The organism is Patulibacter medicamentivorans (genome assembly GCF_000240225.1).
GTDB lineage: Bacteria > Actinomycetota > Thermoleophilia > Solirubrobacterales > Solirubrobacteraceae > Patulibacter > Patulibacter medicamentivorans.
Genome location: NZ_AGUD01000295.1, coordinates 65484 through 79441, shown reverse-complemented (window position 1 = coordinate 79441; position 13958 = coordinate 65484). Strand labels below are relative to the sequence as shown.

16 protein-coding genes are annotated in these 13958 nt (G+C 76.3%); 13 read left to right on the top strand and 3 right to left on the bottom strand.

Annotated features, from left to right (window positions below; all coding sequences use genetic code 11):
* Window positions 1-505 (top strand): hypothetical protein (locus tag PAI11_RS27580; RefSeq protein ID WP_040601171.1); only part of this gene is annotated, 505 nt, incomplete at its 5' end.
* Between the two features lie 156 nt (window positions 506-661).
* Window positions 662-847, top strand: coding sequence for a hypothetical protein (locus PAI11_RS20620; protein WP_007578355.1), 186 nt, complete (start codon window positions 662-664; stop codon window positions 845-847).
* 32 nt (window positions 848-879) lie between these two features.
* Here the strand turns inward: PAI11_RS20620 and PAI11_RS20615 are convergent, their stop codons facing one another.
* Window positions 880-1764, bottom strand: coding sequence for an SDR family oxidoreductase (locus PAI11_RS20615; RefSeq protein ID WP_007578354.1), 885 nt, complete (start codon window positions 1762-1764; stop codon window positions 880-882).
* A gap of 63 nt (window positions 1765-1827) precedes the next feature.
* Here PAI11_RS20615 and PAI11_RS20610 point away from each other — a divergent pair, with 63 nt between their 5' ends.
* Window positions 1828-2787, top strand: coding sequence for an oxidoreductase (locus PAI11_RS20610; RefSeq protein ID WP_007578353.1), 960 nt, complete (start codon window positions 1828-1830; stop codon window positions 2785-2787).
* A 13-nt stretch (window positions 2788-2800) separates the two neighbouring features.
* Here PAI11_RS20610 and PAI11_RS20605 read toward each other — a convergent pair whose 3' ends face one another.
* Window positions 2801-3121, bottom strand: a complete 321-nt coding sequence (locus tag PAI11_RS20605) for a peptidoglycan-binding domain-containing protein (protein WP_007578352.1) — start codon at window positions 3119-3121, stop codon at window positions 2801-2803.
* Window positions 3122-3254: 133 nt separating this feature from the next.
* On the opposite strand from PAI11_RS20605, the gene PAI11_RS24895 reads away from it, so the two are divergent.
* From PAI11_RS24895 to PAI11_RS20590, 3 genes are read left to right on the top strand one after another with little or no spacing between them, the layout of a single operon-like run.
* Entirely contained in the window at window positions 3255-4547 is a 1293-nt protein-coding gene (locus PAI11_RS24895; protein WP_007578351.1) for a sensor histidine kinase, read from the top strand.
* Window positions 4548-4575: 28 nt separating this feature from the next.
* Window positions 4576-5244 (top strand): response regulator, encoded by a 669-nt coding sequence (locus PAI11_RS20595; protein ID WP_007578350.1) that lies wholly within the window; start codon window positions 4576-4578, stop codon window positions 5242-5244.
* A complete protein-coding gene (locus tag PAI11_RS20590; protein ID WP_040601169.1) occupies window positions 5244-6629 on the top strand; it encodes a hypothetical protein in 1386 nt (461 codons plus the stop codon). Before PAI11_RS20595 ends, PAI11_RS20590 begins: the two co-directional genes overlap by 1 nt.
* A 7-nt stretch (window positions 6630-6636) precedes the next feature.
* Here the strand turns inward: PAI11_RS20590 and PAI11_RS20585 are convergent, their stop codons facing one another.
* A complete protein-coding gene (locus PAI11_RS20585; protein WP_007578348.1) occupies window positions 6637-7392 on the bottom strand; it encodes a class I SAM-dependent methyltransferase in 756 nt (251 codons plus the stop codon).
* A gap of 178 nt (window positions 7393-7570) precedes the next feature.
* On the opposite strand from PAI11_RS20585, the gene PAI11_RS20580 reads away from it, so the two are divergent.
* The 7 genes from PAI11_RS20580 to PAI11_RS20550 all read left to right on the top strand — a co-directional run bounded on the left by PAI11_RS20580 (window position 7571) and on the right by PAI11_RS20550 (window position 13957).
* On the top strand, window positions 7571-8560 hold the full coding sequence (locus PAI11_RS20580; protein ID WP_007578347.1) for an ABC transporter ATP-binding protein: 990 nt from the start codon (window positions 7571-7573) through the stop codon (window positions 8558-8560).
* Between the two features lie 3 nt (window positions 8561-8563).
* On the top strand, window positions 8564-9322 hold the full coding sequence (locus PAI11_RS20575) for a hypothetical protein (RefSeq protein WP_040601167.1): 759 nt from the start codon (window positions 8564-8566) through the stop codon (window positions 9320-9322).
* A 66-nt stretch (window positions 9323-9388) separates the two neighbouring features.
* A complete protein-coding gene (gene pdxH, locus PAI11_RS20570) occupies window positions 9389-10039 on the top strand; it encodes a pyridoxamine 5'-phosphate oxidase (RefSeq protein ID WP_007578345.1) in 651 nt (216 codons plus the stop codon).
* A gap of 214 nt (window positions 10040-10253) precedes the next feature.
* Complete coding sequence (locus tag PAI11_RS20565; RefSeq protein ID WP_007578344.1) at window positions 10254-11501, top strand: SUMF1/EgtB/PvdO family nonheme iron enzyme; 1248 nt, start codon at window positions 10254-10256, stop codon at window positions 11499-11501.
* Window positions 11498-12574: an L-histidine N(alpha)-methyltransferase gene (gene egtD / locus PAI11_RS20560; RefSeq protein ID WP_007578343.1), complete on the top strand. Its 1077-nt coding sequence runs from the start codon at window positions 11498-11500 to the stop codon at window positions 12572-12574. Before PAI11_RS20565 ends, egtD begins: the two co-directional genes overlap by 4 nt.
* 76 nt (window positions 12575-12650) lie before the next feature.
* A complete protein-coding gene (locus PAI11_RS20555; protein WP_007578342.1) occupies window positions 12651-13310 on the top strand; it encodes a ferritin-like domain-containing protein in 660 nt (219 codons plus the stop codon).
* A gap of 11 nt (window positions 13311-13321) precedes the next feature.
* On the top strand, window positions 13322-13957 hold the full coding sequence (locus tag PAI11_RS20550; protein ID WP_007578341.1) for a ferritin-like domain-containing protein: 636 nt from the start codon (window positions 13322-13324) through the stop codon (window positions 13955-13957).
* Window position 13958 lies beyond the last annotated feature (1 nt).

The window sequence follows — 13958 nt, the reverse complement described above, 5'->3', positions numbered from 1 at the left end:
GGGCGGCCGGCCGCCGATCGTCGCACCGGTCGAGGTCGCCGAGGCCGTGCCGCCGCCGACGCCGCCGCGCCGCCGTCGCGGCCTGCGCCCGGGACGCCGCTCGCGCGAGCGGCAGTGGCAGCTGGGCCGCGCGCTCGAGCCGCTGCGGTCGACCGTCGACGAGATCGTCGCGCTCGGCGCGGCCAACGGCGACGCCAGCCTGGTGATCGCTCGCGACGGGCAGCTGGCGTTCCTCTTCCTGCTCTCGGACGGCTCCGGCGACGACCTCGAGCTGGCGCGGCTGGCGGCGATCGCGATCCGGGCCCGGGACGGGCGGCTCGGCGGGCTGCCGCCGATCCCCGTGCTCGTGGCCCGCGAGGGCGCCGGCGCCGCGACCGTCCACCCGCCGCACCCCGGCTACCCGGGACTCGACGTCTGGCGCCTGCCGCTCGGCGGGCTCGCGTCGTTCGTCCTCGCGCGCGTTCCCGGCGGCCACCTGGCGCGGGCGCGCGCCGGGCGCGGCTAGCCGAGCGCCGTCGCGGTCCGGACGGCGACGGGAGCCGCCGGTCCGCCGTCGCCGCCTGGACGGGCGTTCGATGCCGCGTGCCGCGCTCCACCCATCCGGCGGGGAGGGTGCGCCGGGCAGTGGCGACCGGTCCCGATCGCGGCGTAGCGTCGCCCCATGAACTCGTTCGCCGAACCGACCGCGGCCGCGCGGTTCGTGGTCGACGACCTCCTGTCGGGACGGTCGCTGGCTCGCTGCGCGACGCTCGAGCAGGCCCGCCGGATCGTGCGGACGATGGCCTTCTGCTGGCCCGGCTCGGAGGACGAAGTGGTGATCCTCCCCGTGACCGCGCCGCTCGCCTAGCGGCCCGCCGAGCGCGTCGGCGGGCGAGCGGGTCAGTCGCCGGCCTCGATCGGGCCCTGGGCGCGGTCGTGGTAGGCCCCGCGCAGGCGGGCGTCGGTGTCGAGGCCGACGCGGTCGGCGCCGAACAGCCGCGCCAGCGGCTCGGCGGCGACCGGCGGCAGCAGCCCCTGCGCCCAGAGGATCGCCCCCAGCCGCTGCGGCACCGCCCGCTCGGCGCACGGCCGCCGGACGACGTCGACGATCGCCGCGGCCACCTCGTCGGGAGCGATCCACGGCAGCCCGCGGGTGGTGGTCGTCCCCTGGGCCAGCTCGGTCTCGACCAGGCCCGGCAGGATCGTGGTGACCGTGACGCCGCTGCCCCGCAGCTCCAGCCGCAGCGAGCGGCCGAGGCCGAGCACGGCGTGCTTGGTCGCCGAGTAGACCGCCTCGCCGCCGACCGGCGAGCGGGCCGCCGCCGAGGCGACGTTGACGACCTGGCCGCGTCCGCGCGGCAGCATCCGCTCGAGCGCGGCGTGGCAGCCGGCGACGACGCCGAGCACGTTGACCTCGACCATCGCGCGGGCGGCCTCGTGGTCCTGGCCGGCGAAGTCGCCGGTGATCAGGACGCCGGCGTTGTTGACCAGCACGTCGAGCGGCCCGAGCGCCCGCTCCGTCCCGCGGACGAACGCGTCGACGCTGGCCGGGTCGCGGACGTCGAGGGCGGTCGCGTGGTGCGGCCCGCCCGGCAGCGCGGCGGCCTCGATCGACGCCAGGTCGCCGTCGAGGTCGGCGATCGCGACCCGGCAGCCCTCGGTCGCCAGCGCCCGCGCCGTGGCCAGGCCGATCCCGCGGGCCCCGCCGGTGATCGCCACGACGAGGCCGGGCAGCTCGCGGCGCGGACCGCGAGCGACGGTGGCGACGGTCGAGAGCAGGCCCATCCCCGCACGGTAGCGCGGCCGCCCGCGGGAACCGCCGATCGCCCGGGGCTATCCTCCCGCGGCATGGGCTGGAGCACGAAGCAGATCCCGTCGCTGCGGGGCCGGCGGGCGCTGGTCACCGGGGCCAACAGCGGGCTCGGGCTGCAGACCGCGCTCGAGCTCGCCCGCGCGGGGGCCCACGTGACCCTGGCCTGCCGCGACGCCGGGCGGGCCGACGGCGCGGTGGCGACGATCCGCGACCAGGTGCCGGACGCGGACCTCGAGGTCCGGGCGCTCGACCTGGCGTCGCTGGCGTCGGTCCGGGCGCTCGCCGAGGCGCTCGACGGGGAGGGCGCGCCGCTCGACCTGCTGATCAACAACGCCGGCGTGATGGCGACCCCCGAGCGGCGGACCGCCGACGGCTTCGAGCAGCAGCTCGGGACCAACCACCTCGGGCACTTCGCGCTCACCGGGCTGCTGCTGGAGCGGCTGAAGGCGGCGCCGGCGCCGCGCGTCGTGACGGTCTCCAGCGGCCTCCACCGGATCGGCAGGATCGACCTCGACGACCTCAACTGGGAGCGCCGCGGCTACAAGCGCTGGGGCGCCTACGGGCAGTCGAAGCTGGCCAACCTGCTGTTCGCCCGCGAGCTGCAGCGGCGTGCCGACGCCGGCGACCTGGCGCTCCGCAGCGCCGCGGCCCACCCCGGCTACTCGGCGACCCACCTGCAGACCGCGGGACCGGGGCAGGGCGGCGGCGTCGGCGACCGCCTGAACGCGCTGGTCGGGCGCGTCGGCAACGTGCTGCTGGCCACCAGCGACGCCTACGGCGCGCAGCCGACGCTCTACGCCGCGACCCATCCGGAGGTCTCCGGCGGCGCCTACGTCGGGCCGACGCGGCTGGGCCAGAACCGCGGTCCGATCGGCGAGGTGCCGTCGACCCGGGCCGGGCACGACCGCGAGGTCGCCCGCCGGCTCTGGGAGCGCTCCGAGCAGCTGACCGGGGTCGCCTTCGGGCTGCCGGCGGCCGAGCCGGTCGCCGGCTGAGCGCCCGCTCGCCTCAGGCGCGCCGCTCGGCGACCTCGAGCAGCGCGTCGACCGTGTCGGCGCCGGCGATCCCGTCGGTCGGCAGGCCGTGGTCGTGCTGGAAGCGGCGGACCGCGTCGACGGTGACCGGGCGCCAGCGGCCGGTGATCCCGGCCTCGCCGAGGTAGCCGGTCCGCACCAGCAGCTCCTGGACGTCGCGGGCCTGCGCGGCCGGCGTGACCGCCGCCGCGGCGTCCGGGACCAGCAGCAGGCGCGCGACCTCGCGCAGCCGCAGCCCCGGAGCACGGCGCGAGGGGCGGGGTGCGGCGGTGACGGGGGCGGTGAGGGTGGACATGGCGGCGGGCTCCGGTTCGGTGTCTGCAACCACGGTTGCAGCGGCGGCCTCCACCGACATCGGTCGCGCGACGGATCCCGGGCTCAGGCCTGCGACGGATGCGCGTGGGGCCGTCACCCGCGACGATGGCCCGATGGCAGATCCGGTCACCCGACCCGTCGCCGAGCCGGCGCCGGTCGCGCTCGACACGCCCCGGTGGCTGGTCTCGCTGTGGACCTACGGCCCGTCGGCCCTGCCGCTGCTGATCGGCGCCATCGCCCTGCTCTCGATGGCGCCCGGCGACTCGCTGACGTGGTGGCTGATGGCGGCGGTCGCGACGGCGGTCGCGCTGGCGATCCGCCTGCGCTGGCCGTTCGCCGCCTGGACGCTGTCGCAGGTCGTCGTGCTGTCCGGGGTCGTGCCGGACAACAGCGGCGCCTACCTGCTGCTGCTGATGGTGCCGGTGCTGCCGCTGGCCGCGCTCTCGGCTGCCTGGCCGGCCCGACGCTCGGTGCCGGCGGCGATCGCGACGATGCTGGTGCTGGCGCTCGTCGCCCAGCAGGTCAGCGGCGTCGGCGGGGGCGGGACCGACCGGACCGCGATCAACCTGGCGCTGGCGCTGGCGCTGCCCGGGATGGCCTCGATCGCGGCCTGGCTGGTCGGCTACTCGCTCCACACCCGCCGCCGCTACAGCGACGCGCTGCTGGAGCGGGCCCTGTGGCTGGAGCGCGAGCGCGACGCCCAGTCGGCCCGCGCCGTCGCCGAGGAGCGGACCCGGATCGCCCGCGAGCTGCACGACGTGGTCAGCCACAACGTCGCGGTGATGGTGGTCCAGGCGTCGGCCGCCGACGCCGTCTGGGAGACCGCGCCCGACCGCGCCCGCAACGCCCTGCGCGCGGTCGAGGAGACCGGCCGCTCGGCGATGCGCGAGCTGCGCACGATGCTGCAGGCGATGCGGGGCGAGGACGACGAGGCGGCTGGCGCCCAGCGGCGGGCGCAGCAGGGCCTGGGCCGGCTCGGCGAGCTGGTCGAGCACGTGCGGGCGGCCGGGCTCGACGTCCAGCTCGACGTCTCGGGAGACCTGTCGCGGCTCGGGCCCGCGGTCGACGTGTCGCTGCTGCGGGTGGCGCAGGAGGCGCTGACCAACGTCCTGCGGCACGCCCGGGCGACCCACGCCGAGGTCCGGGTCGCGGTCGCCGACGAGCGGGTCGCGCTGCGGGTGCTCGACGACGGGGTCGGGCTCGCGGCGACCCGCGACGAGCACGACCCGCTCGACCCGGAGCGCCGCGGCGGGCAGGGGATCCTCGGGATGCGGGAGCGGGTCGCGGTGCTCGGGGGCACGCTGACCCTCGGCCCGGGACCGGCCGGCGGCACCGCGGTCGAGGTCCTGGTCCCCCTGCGGCCGGCGCCCGATCCGGTCCCGTCCCCGGCCGCCCCGGCGACCTGACGCCGCGGCCTCCGTCAGGATGGGCGCGATGGCGATCCGGGTCCTGCTCGTCGACGACCAGGCGCTGCTGCGCTCCGGGTTCCGCATGATCCTCGAGGCCGCCGGCGGCATCGAGGTCGTGGGCGAGGCCGACGACGGCGCCACCGGCGCCGAGGCCGCGCGGCTGAAGCGCCCGGACGTCGTGCTGATGGACATCCGGATGGGCGACGTCGACGGGATCGAGGCGACGCGGCGGATCGTGGCCGCGGACGCCGGCAAGGTCGTGGTGCTGACGACCTTCGACCTCGACGAGTACGTCTACGCGGCGCTGCGCGCCGGGGCGTCGGGCTTCCTGCTCAAGGACACGCGCCCGGCGGACCTGGTCGAGGCGGTGCGGGTGGTCGCCGGCGGCGACGCGCTGCTCGCCCCGCGGATCACCAAGCGGCTGCTGGAGCGGTTCGGGACCGACCTCGCCGCCGCTCCGACCCAGGACGCGGCGGTGGCGGAGCTGACCGACCGCGAGCGCGAGGTCCTGCGGCTGATCGCCGGCGGTCACTCGAACCTCGAGATCGCCGAGCTGCTGGTGCTGACCGAGGCGACGGTCAAGACCCACGTCTCGAACGTCCTGCGCAAGCTCGGCGTCCGCGACCGCGTCCAGGCCGTCGTCTGGGCGTACGAGCACGGGGTCGTCCGCCCCGGCGAGCAGGGGGAGCGGTGATGTCCCGCCGACGGCCGCTGGTGCTGCTGACGATCGCGCTGGTGCTGGCGGCGGGCGGGACGACGGCGCTGCTGCTGCGCGACGACGACGACGGCGGATCCGCGAGGACGACCGCGACGGCCCAGGGCGCGCGCACGCTCGCCGAGCTGCGGCCGGAGCGGATCATCGCGCGGGTCGAGCAGATCCGCGGGCTGCGGTTGAAGCGGCGTCCGCGGTTCCGGGTCGTCGACAGCGGCCAGGTCGCGCGCCTGATCCGTCGCCAGGAGCGCCAGGACGGCGGCGCCGGCAGCAGTCGCGAGGATCGCGTCAACGTCGCGATGTTGAAGCTGATCGGCCTGCTGCGGCCGGACGCCGACCTGCGCCGGATCCAGACGACGCTGGCGGAGGACGGGTTCCTGGGCTTCTACGACGGCGACCGCAACGAGATGGTGATCATCAAGCGCGGGCCGCGGCTGCCGGTCAGCGCCGAGTCGACGATCGCCCACGAGCTGGTCCACGCGATCGACGACCAGCACTTCGGGATCTTCCGGCGGGCCCAGCGGCTGGCGCGCCGCGGCGACGAGGACGCGCAGCTGGCCTACACGTCGGTGGTCGAGGGCAACGCGGAGGCGGTCGCCACGGCCTACGTCAGCCGCTACCACGTGCCGTCCGAGGATCCGGGAGACGCTCAGCAGGCGAAGCGGCTGGAGCGCCAGCTGCCGTTCGGGCTGCTGCTGTCGCTCGGCTTCCCGTACGCCTTCGGCGAGTCGTTCGTGGGCGCGCTCGGCGCGCCCGGCGACAGCCCGCGCCTGGCCCGCGCCCTGACCGACCGTCGGCCCCGCAGCAGCAGCGAGATCCTCGATCCGCTGCGCTACGCGGCCCGCGCCGGGACCGCGTCGGTGCGGGTCGACGCGGAGCGGCTGCTGGGGCCGCGCTGGGTGCCGCTGCAGCCCGCCGACGTGCTGTCGGCCGTCGATCTGCTGAGCCTGCTCGCGACCCGCGAGCGGGACGCGGCCGCGGCGGTGCCGCTGGCGATGGCCTGGCGCGGGGGCCGCTACGCGTACCTGCGCGAGCGGTCGGCCGACGGCAGGGGCTGCGCGGCGCCCTGCACCTCGCGCGATGCCTTCGTCGGCGCCGTGCGCCTGAACAGCGCGGCCAACGCCCGCAAGGCCGCGTCGATCTTCGGGCAGACCGTCGAACGGCGCCGCGGCCGGCGCGTTGGGCCGGATGCCTGGCAGGTCGCCGGCGGCGCGGTTGCGGTCCGGACGAGCGGAGCGCAGACCACGTTCGCCTACGCGCCGACCGCGGGGCTGGCGGTGCGGCTGGCCGAGCGCGCCGCGCGCTCGCGCCCGGCGCCGCCCCTGCGGCCGTACCCGACGGCCGACAGCGGCACCCCGGCGCGCTGAGCCGACGTCAGCGCAGCCGGGTCCAGTACAGCTCGCAGCGCAGCCGCAGCTCGACGCTGCCGCGGTCGGCCATCGCCGCGCGGGTGCGCTCCAGCACCGCCTGGCGCTGCTCGTCCGGCAGCGACGCGATCCAGCTGTAGGACGCGATCTGGGCCACCGCGCCCTCGATGTCGAGTCGCTGGACGTGGTCGACGCTGTCGTGCTCGACCGGGCCGAACCGCTCCAGCCGCGCGAGCGCCGCCGACCAGCGCTCGTGGTCGCCGCCGGGAAAGGTCCGGTGCGACGGCAGGTGCTCGCCGAGCACGCCGCCGAGCAGGTCTTCGAGCCGCCCGTCGCCGATCCCGCGGTTCCAGAGCACGCCGAGCCCGCCGCCGGGACGCAGCACCCGGGCGATCTCGCGGCCGGCGACGGGGACGTCGAACCAGTGGAAGGCCTGGGCGACGAGGACCGCGTCGACGCTGGCGTCGCCGAGCGGGATCTGCTCGGCGGTCCCGTCGAGCACGGTCGCGTCGGGCGAGCCCGCGACCAACGGCGCCCGCATCCCGGCCGACGGCTCGACCGCGACCACGTGCGCGACCCGCCCGGTCAGCTCGCGGGTCAGCTTGCCGGTGCCGGCGGCGAGGTCGCAGACGGTCGCGCCGGCGGACAGCCCGAGCCCGTCGAGCAGCCGCTCGACGGCCGCCGGCGGGTAGCCGGGACGGCCCAGCTCGTAGCGGTCGGCGGCGTCGGCGAAGCCGCGTTCGGCGAGCGGGTCGACGGGCATCGCACGAGGGTACGCGGCCCGGCCCGGCGGCCCGCGGCGATCGCGTGAACGGCGCGCGCCGGGGCCCGGCATCCGTCGCGCGGAGGAGCGTCCGGGCGGTCGCCTCCGCCGCGCGACCGATGGCGGTCGGCCCGTCCGCCCGATGCCGGTCGAGGGCGCCGGAACCAGGATGGCGTCCATGAGCGAGCCCCGTCCCGTCCTCCAGACCCACGGCCTGCGCAAGCGCTACGGCGACCGCGAGGTGGTGCGCGGGGTCGACCTGCAGGTCCCGCGCGGGGTCGCGTTCGGCTTCCTCGGCCCCAACGGCGCCGGCAAGACGACCGTGATCCGGATGCTGCTGGGGCTGACCGCCGCCGACGCCGGCACGATGCAGCTGCTCGGCCACGACCTGCCCGGGGACCGCCGCGAGGCGCTGCGGCGGGTCGGGGCGATCGTCGAGGAGCCGCGCTTCCACGCCCGGATGAGCGGCCGCGAGAACCTCTGGATCCATGCCGCCGTGCTCGATCGCGCGGCCGAGCAGCGGATCCCGGCGGCGCTCGAGCGGGTCGGCCTGGCGGACCGCGCCGACGACCGCGTCGGCGGCTACTCGCTGGGGATGCGCCAGCGGCTCGGGATCGCCCGCTGCCTGCTCTGCGACCCCGAGCTGCTGATCCTCGACGAGCCGGCCAACGGGCTCGACCCGGCGGGCATCCGCGAGCTGCGGGCGCTGGTCCGGTCGCTGGTCGCGGAGGGCCGGACGGTCTTCCTCTCCTCGCACCTGCTGGACGAGGTCGAGAAGACCTGCGACATGGCCGCGGTGATCCGCGATGGCCGGATCGTCGCCCAGGGATCGCTCGACGAGCTGGCCGCCTCGCGCGAGCCGCGGATCGAGCTGAAGCTGGCGCGCGCCGGCGAGGCCGCGACGCTGCTGGCGGCCCGCCCCGACGTCCAGGGCACCAGCGCCGGCGCCGACGACCGGCTGACCGTCCGCCTGCGCGTCACGACGATCTCCGGCGAGCACCAGATCACCGGCGAGCTGGTCCGCCACCTGGTGGCGCACGGCTTCGCGCCCTACGGGGTCTCCAGCTCGACCGAGCGCCTGGAGGACCGGGTGCTCGAGCTGCTGTCCCGCAGCGACGACGAGGCCGTGGACCGGACCACCGAAGCCCCGACCCTCGTGGAGGCCTGACCGATGTCGCGCATGATCCTCGCGGAGCTGCTGCGGCTCCGCCGCACCCGGGCCGTCTGGGGCGCGGCGCTCTTCACCGTCGTCGTGGTCCCGGTCGGGACGCTGATGCTCAACCTGGTCTCCAGCGCGACCCGGATCGGCGGGATCGACGCGGCCGACATCACGATCGCGCTGGTCCTCGGTCCGGGCCTCGTCGGTCCGGCGATGGTCGGCGTCACCGCCGGCATCGCCGACCGCACCGCGGGCGTCTTCTCGACCCTCGCCGCCACCGGCCGGCCGCGGGCGTCGCTGTTCTGGGTGCGGATGCCGGCGGTCGTGGCGGTGGTGGTGCCGCTGGCGCTCGCGTCGTGGGCGGTCCCGTGCCTGCTCTGCGCCGCGATCCGCGACGGCGGCAGCGACCCGATGACCTGGTCGTGGGCGATCGACCAGCTGCCCGCGGTGCTGGTGACCGACGTGGTGATCGCGCTCACCGCGCTCGGGCTCGGCTCGGCCGGGCTCGGCGGCGCGCCGGTGATCGGCGGCGTGCTCGCCCTGACGCTCGGGGTGGTGCCGATCGCCGGCTCGCTGACCACGACCCCCGACTGGTTCCTGGCGCTGCTGCCGCCGGTCTCGGTGACCGAGCTGGTCGGCGGCGCGTCGCTGGCCGAGAAGATGGGCGACAGCCTCGCGCTGCCGGCGGCGATGGCGGTCGGCGGGCTCGCCGCCTGGCTGGTCGGGTCGATCGCCTACGGCCGCCACCGGACCGTCCACGCCGACGCCTGACCGGCGGCGCGGCCGGCCGGCGCTCCCAGCTGGCCGCGGCCGCCGGCGCCGTGCGACCATCCTCCGATGGGCGGACTCGGCGAGCTGCGGCGCACCTACGACGGCACCCCGCTTGAACGCGGCGACCTGCACCCCGACCCGATGGTGCAGGTCGCCCACTGGGTGGCGGAAGCGCGCGACGCGCTCGACGACACGACCGAGGTCAACGCGGTCGCGCTCGCGACCGCCGACGCCGAGGGCCGGCCGTCGGTGCGGATGGTGCTGCTGAAGGACCTCGACGCCCGCGGGCTGACCTTCTACACCAACCTGGCCTCGCGCAAGGGCCACGAGCTGCGCCAGAACCCGTACGCGGCGCTGTGCCTGCACTGGACGTCGCTCTTCCGCCAGATCCGGGTCTCGGGGCCGTGCGCCGAGGTCGGCCGGGAGGAGGCGGCCGCCTACTTCGCGACCCGGCCGGCGGGCAGCAAGCGCGGCGCCTGGGCCTCGCACCAGAGCGCGCCGATCGAGGATCGCGCGGCGCTCGAGGCGCGGATGGCGCACGCGGTCGAGCGGTTCCCCGACGACGGCGACGTGCCGCTGCCGCCGCACTGGGGCGGCTTCCGCGTCACGCCGGTCGAGGTCGAGCTGTGGCAGGGGCGGCCCGACCGGATGCACGACCGCTTCCGCTACCGGCGCGACGACGCCGGGGCCTGGGTCGTGGAGCGCCTGCAGCCCTGACCGACGGCGCGCGGGGGCCGCATCGCCTGCTCCGATCGGGCGATCGGCGCGGGGCCCGGCGGGTGTCACCGGTTGTTCATTTGCGGTCGTCCGGCCGACGCGCAAGACTCAACGAGTCCCCCGATCGCGGACGGTCAAGCGCCCCAGCGTGGCGTCGGCCCCCGCGGTCCGTTGAAGCGCCCGAGTGCGCAACGACCCGACGGAGCCGACTGCCGTGCACGACGCCGAGGCCCTGCCCGTTCCGACCCACGAGCCCGCCGCGGGCGAGGACCGGGCGCGCGCGGCGCCGGGAGGTCCGCGAGGCTCGCGGGACCCGGCCGCCGGCGAGCCGCTGAACGGCCTCGGCGCGGTCGAGGACCCGGTCGCCGCCCTGCACGCCCCGCTCCCGGCCGACCCGCACGACGCCCTCGTCGCCGTCCGCCGGAGGACCCGCGCGCTCGTCGCCGGCCTGACGGTCGAGCAGCTGGAGCGCCAGGTCTCGCCGCTGATGAGCCCGCTGGTGTGGGATCTCGCCCACATCGCCGCCTACGAGGACCTCTGGCTCGTCCACCGTCACGGCCAGCGGCCGCTGCTGCACCCGGAGCTGGCCGCGGTCTACGACGCCTTCGAGACCCCGCGCACCGTCCGCGGCGACATCGAGCTGCTCGACGTGGCCGCCGCCTGGGAGTACCTGGCCGAGGTCCGGTCGCGGGTCGAGCAGGTCGTGGCCGAGCGCGGGGTCGATCCGGAGCTGCACGAGATGGTGCTCCAGCACGAGATGCAGCACACGGAGACGATGCTCCAGGCGATGCGGCTGGGGGCGCTGGCGCCGTGGCTGGACGCGCTTCCCGGCGACGGCGACGCCTCCGCCACCGGCGTCGAGCTGCTCGACCTGCCCGGCGGCAGCGGGCTCCTCGGGGCTCCCGCCGGGGTCTTCAGCTACGACAACGAGCGCCCGCGGCACGAGCGGGCGCTCGCCGCGTTCCGGATCGCCCGGCGCCCGCTGACCGTCGCGCTGTGGCGCTCCTTCGCCGCCGAGGCCGACGGCGATCGCCGCTGGTGGAGCGACGAGGGCTGGGCGTGGCGCGCCCGTCGCGACGGACCCGCGGGCCCGCCGCCCGATGCCCGCGACGCCGACGTCGCCTGCCACCTGAGCTGGTTCGAGGCGCAGGCGCTGGCCGCCTGGCAGGGGCTGCGGCTGCCCTCGGAGCACGAGTGGGAGCACGCCGCGGCCAGCGGCGTCCTCGACGACGTCGGCCGGGTCTGGGAGTGGACCGCGACGACGTTCGCCGGCTATCCCGGCTTCGAGGCCCACCCCTACAGGGAGTACTCCGAGGTCTTCTTTGACCGCGGCTACCGCGTCCTGCGCGGCGGATCGTTCGCCGCCCACCCGCGGGTGGCGACGACGACCTTCCGCAACTGGGACCTGCCCGAGCGGCAACAGATCTTCGCGGGCGTCCGCCTGGCCGGGGACGCGGCATGAGCGACTGGACGGAGACCCGGGTCCAGGGCCCGGACGCGATCGGCCGGGACGGCACGGGCGATCGGCCCTGCTCGGCCGCGGCGCTCGGTGCCCCGCCGACCGTCGCCGACCTGGTCCGCGTCGTCGTCGCCGACGCCGACGCGGCGCCGCGGACGCTGGCCGACGACGTCTACGACGGGCTCACGCAGCCGTTCAAGGAGCTGCCGCCGAAGCACCTCTACGACGACCACGGATCGGAGCTGTTCGCGGCGATCTGCGAGCTGCCGGAGTACTACCCGACCCGCACCGAGCGGGCGATCCTCGTCGCGCGGTCGGCCGAGATCGCCGAGCGGACCGGGGCCGTCGAGCTGGTCGAGCTGGGCTCCGGGTACGCGACCAAGACCCGGGTCCTGCTCGACGCCCTGCACGCCGCGGGGACGCTCCGCCGCTACGTGCCGCTCGACGTCAGCGAGCCGACCGTCCACCACGCCGGGCGCGAGGTCGCGGCCGCCTACGGCATCCCCGTCCACGGGATCGTCGGCGACTTCGAGCGCGACCTCGACCTGGTGCCCGACCCGGCCGGCGCGCGGATCCTCGCGATCCTCGGCGGCACGATCGGCAACCTGCCGCCGGGCGGCCGCCGCCACTTCCTGCGTCGGCTGGCGACCCTGCTCGACGACGAGGGCTGGCTGCTGCTCGGGATCGACCTGGTCAAGGATCCGGCGGTGATCGAGCTGGCCTACAACGACGCCGCGGGCGTCACCAGCGCCTTCAACCGCAACGTGCTGACGGTGATCAACCGCGAGCTCGACGCGGACTTCGCGGTCGACGACTACGAGCACGTCGCCTTCTTCGACCGCCGCAACGAGTGGATCGACATCCGGCTGCGAGCGCCGCGGGCCCACGCGGTCCGGATCGGCGCGCTCGACCTGGAGGTCCCGTTCGCCGCCGGGGAGGACCTGCGGACCGAGATCTCCAGCAAGTTCACCCCGCAGCGGCTGCGCGCCGACCTGGCCGCCTCGGGCCTGACGCTCGACCGGCTGCTGACCGACGAGGAAGGGCGGTTCGGGCTCGCGCTGGCGCGGGCGGCGTGAGCGGGGGTGCATCCGATCGGCGGTGGCCGTCGTTCCCTGGGGTGAGAGAACGCCGCTGCCCCGAGAGGAACGCTCCGTGACGACCCCTGCACCACAGCCCGAGACCGCGCCGCCCGACTCCCGCCGCGGCTTCCTGCGCGTCGCCGGGGCGGGCGGCGTCGCCGCCGCCGCCCTGCTGCTGGCCGCCTGCGGCGACGACGACGGCGCGTCGTCGACCGCGTCGACCGCGACCGCCGGATCGTCCGCCGACGCCGGGTCCGCCGACGGGGACCTGAAGATCCTCAACTACGCGCTCACGCTGGAGCACCTGGAAGCCGACTTCTACGCCGCGGTCGTCGACGCCGGCGTCCTCGAGGGCGCCGAGCAGGAGATCGCCAAGCGCTTCGGCGAGTCGGAGCGCCAGCACGTCGAGGCGCTGATCGCCACCGTCAAGAAGCTCGGCGGCACGCCGGTCGAGCGGCCGAAGTCGACGTTCCCCGTCGAGGAGCGCAAGGCCGTGCTCGAGCTGGCCGCCACCGTCGAGAACCTCGGCGCCGCCGCCTACCTGGGGAAGGCGGGCGAGATCCAGAGCCCCGAGGTGCTCGCCGCCGCGCTCAGCATCCACTCGGTCGAGGCCCGCCACGCGGCGGCGCTCAACCACCTGCTGGGCAAGCCGTCGACCCCCGACGGCGCGTTCGCCAAGGCCGCCGACGAGCGGACCGTCCTGGCCGCCGTCAAGCCCTTCCTCGTCGCCTGAGAGCCGGAGCCATGAGCCACCAGATCACCAACCCCGACGTCCCGCTCGACGCGATCGAGGTCCGCGGCGACACCCGCCAGGCGTTCCTGCTGAAGGCGACCCTGGCCACCGGCGCGCTCTACGGCGCCGGGCTGGTCGGCCCGACGGTCCGCCGGGCGCTCGCCGCCGGCGAGATGGGCGACGTCGACATCCTCAACTTCGCCCTCACGCTGGAGTTCCTGGAAGCGGACTTCTACCGCGTCGGCCGCAAGCTCTCGCTGAGCGACGAGGTCGCCGCGGCGGCCAAGCGCTTCGGTCGCGAGGAGGCCGAGCACGTGACGGCGCTGAAGGCCACGATCGAGAAGCTCGGCGGCACGCCGGTCGCGTCGCCGCGGTTCTCGTTCCCGCTCCGGGACGAGGCGAGCTTCCTGAAGCTGGCCTCGAAGCTCGAGGACACCGGCGTCAGCGCGTACAACGGGGCCGCGCCGGCGATCGAGAGCAAGGAGGTCCTCGGGGCCGCCGGCTCGATCGTCCAGGTCGAGGCCCGCCACGCGGCCGTGATCCGGCTGCTGCGCGGCAAGGACCCGGCGCCCCAGGCGTTCGACGTCGCCAGCCGGAAGGACGTCGTGGTCAAGGCGATCACGCCGCTGATCCGCGCGGGGGCGTAGG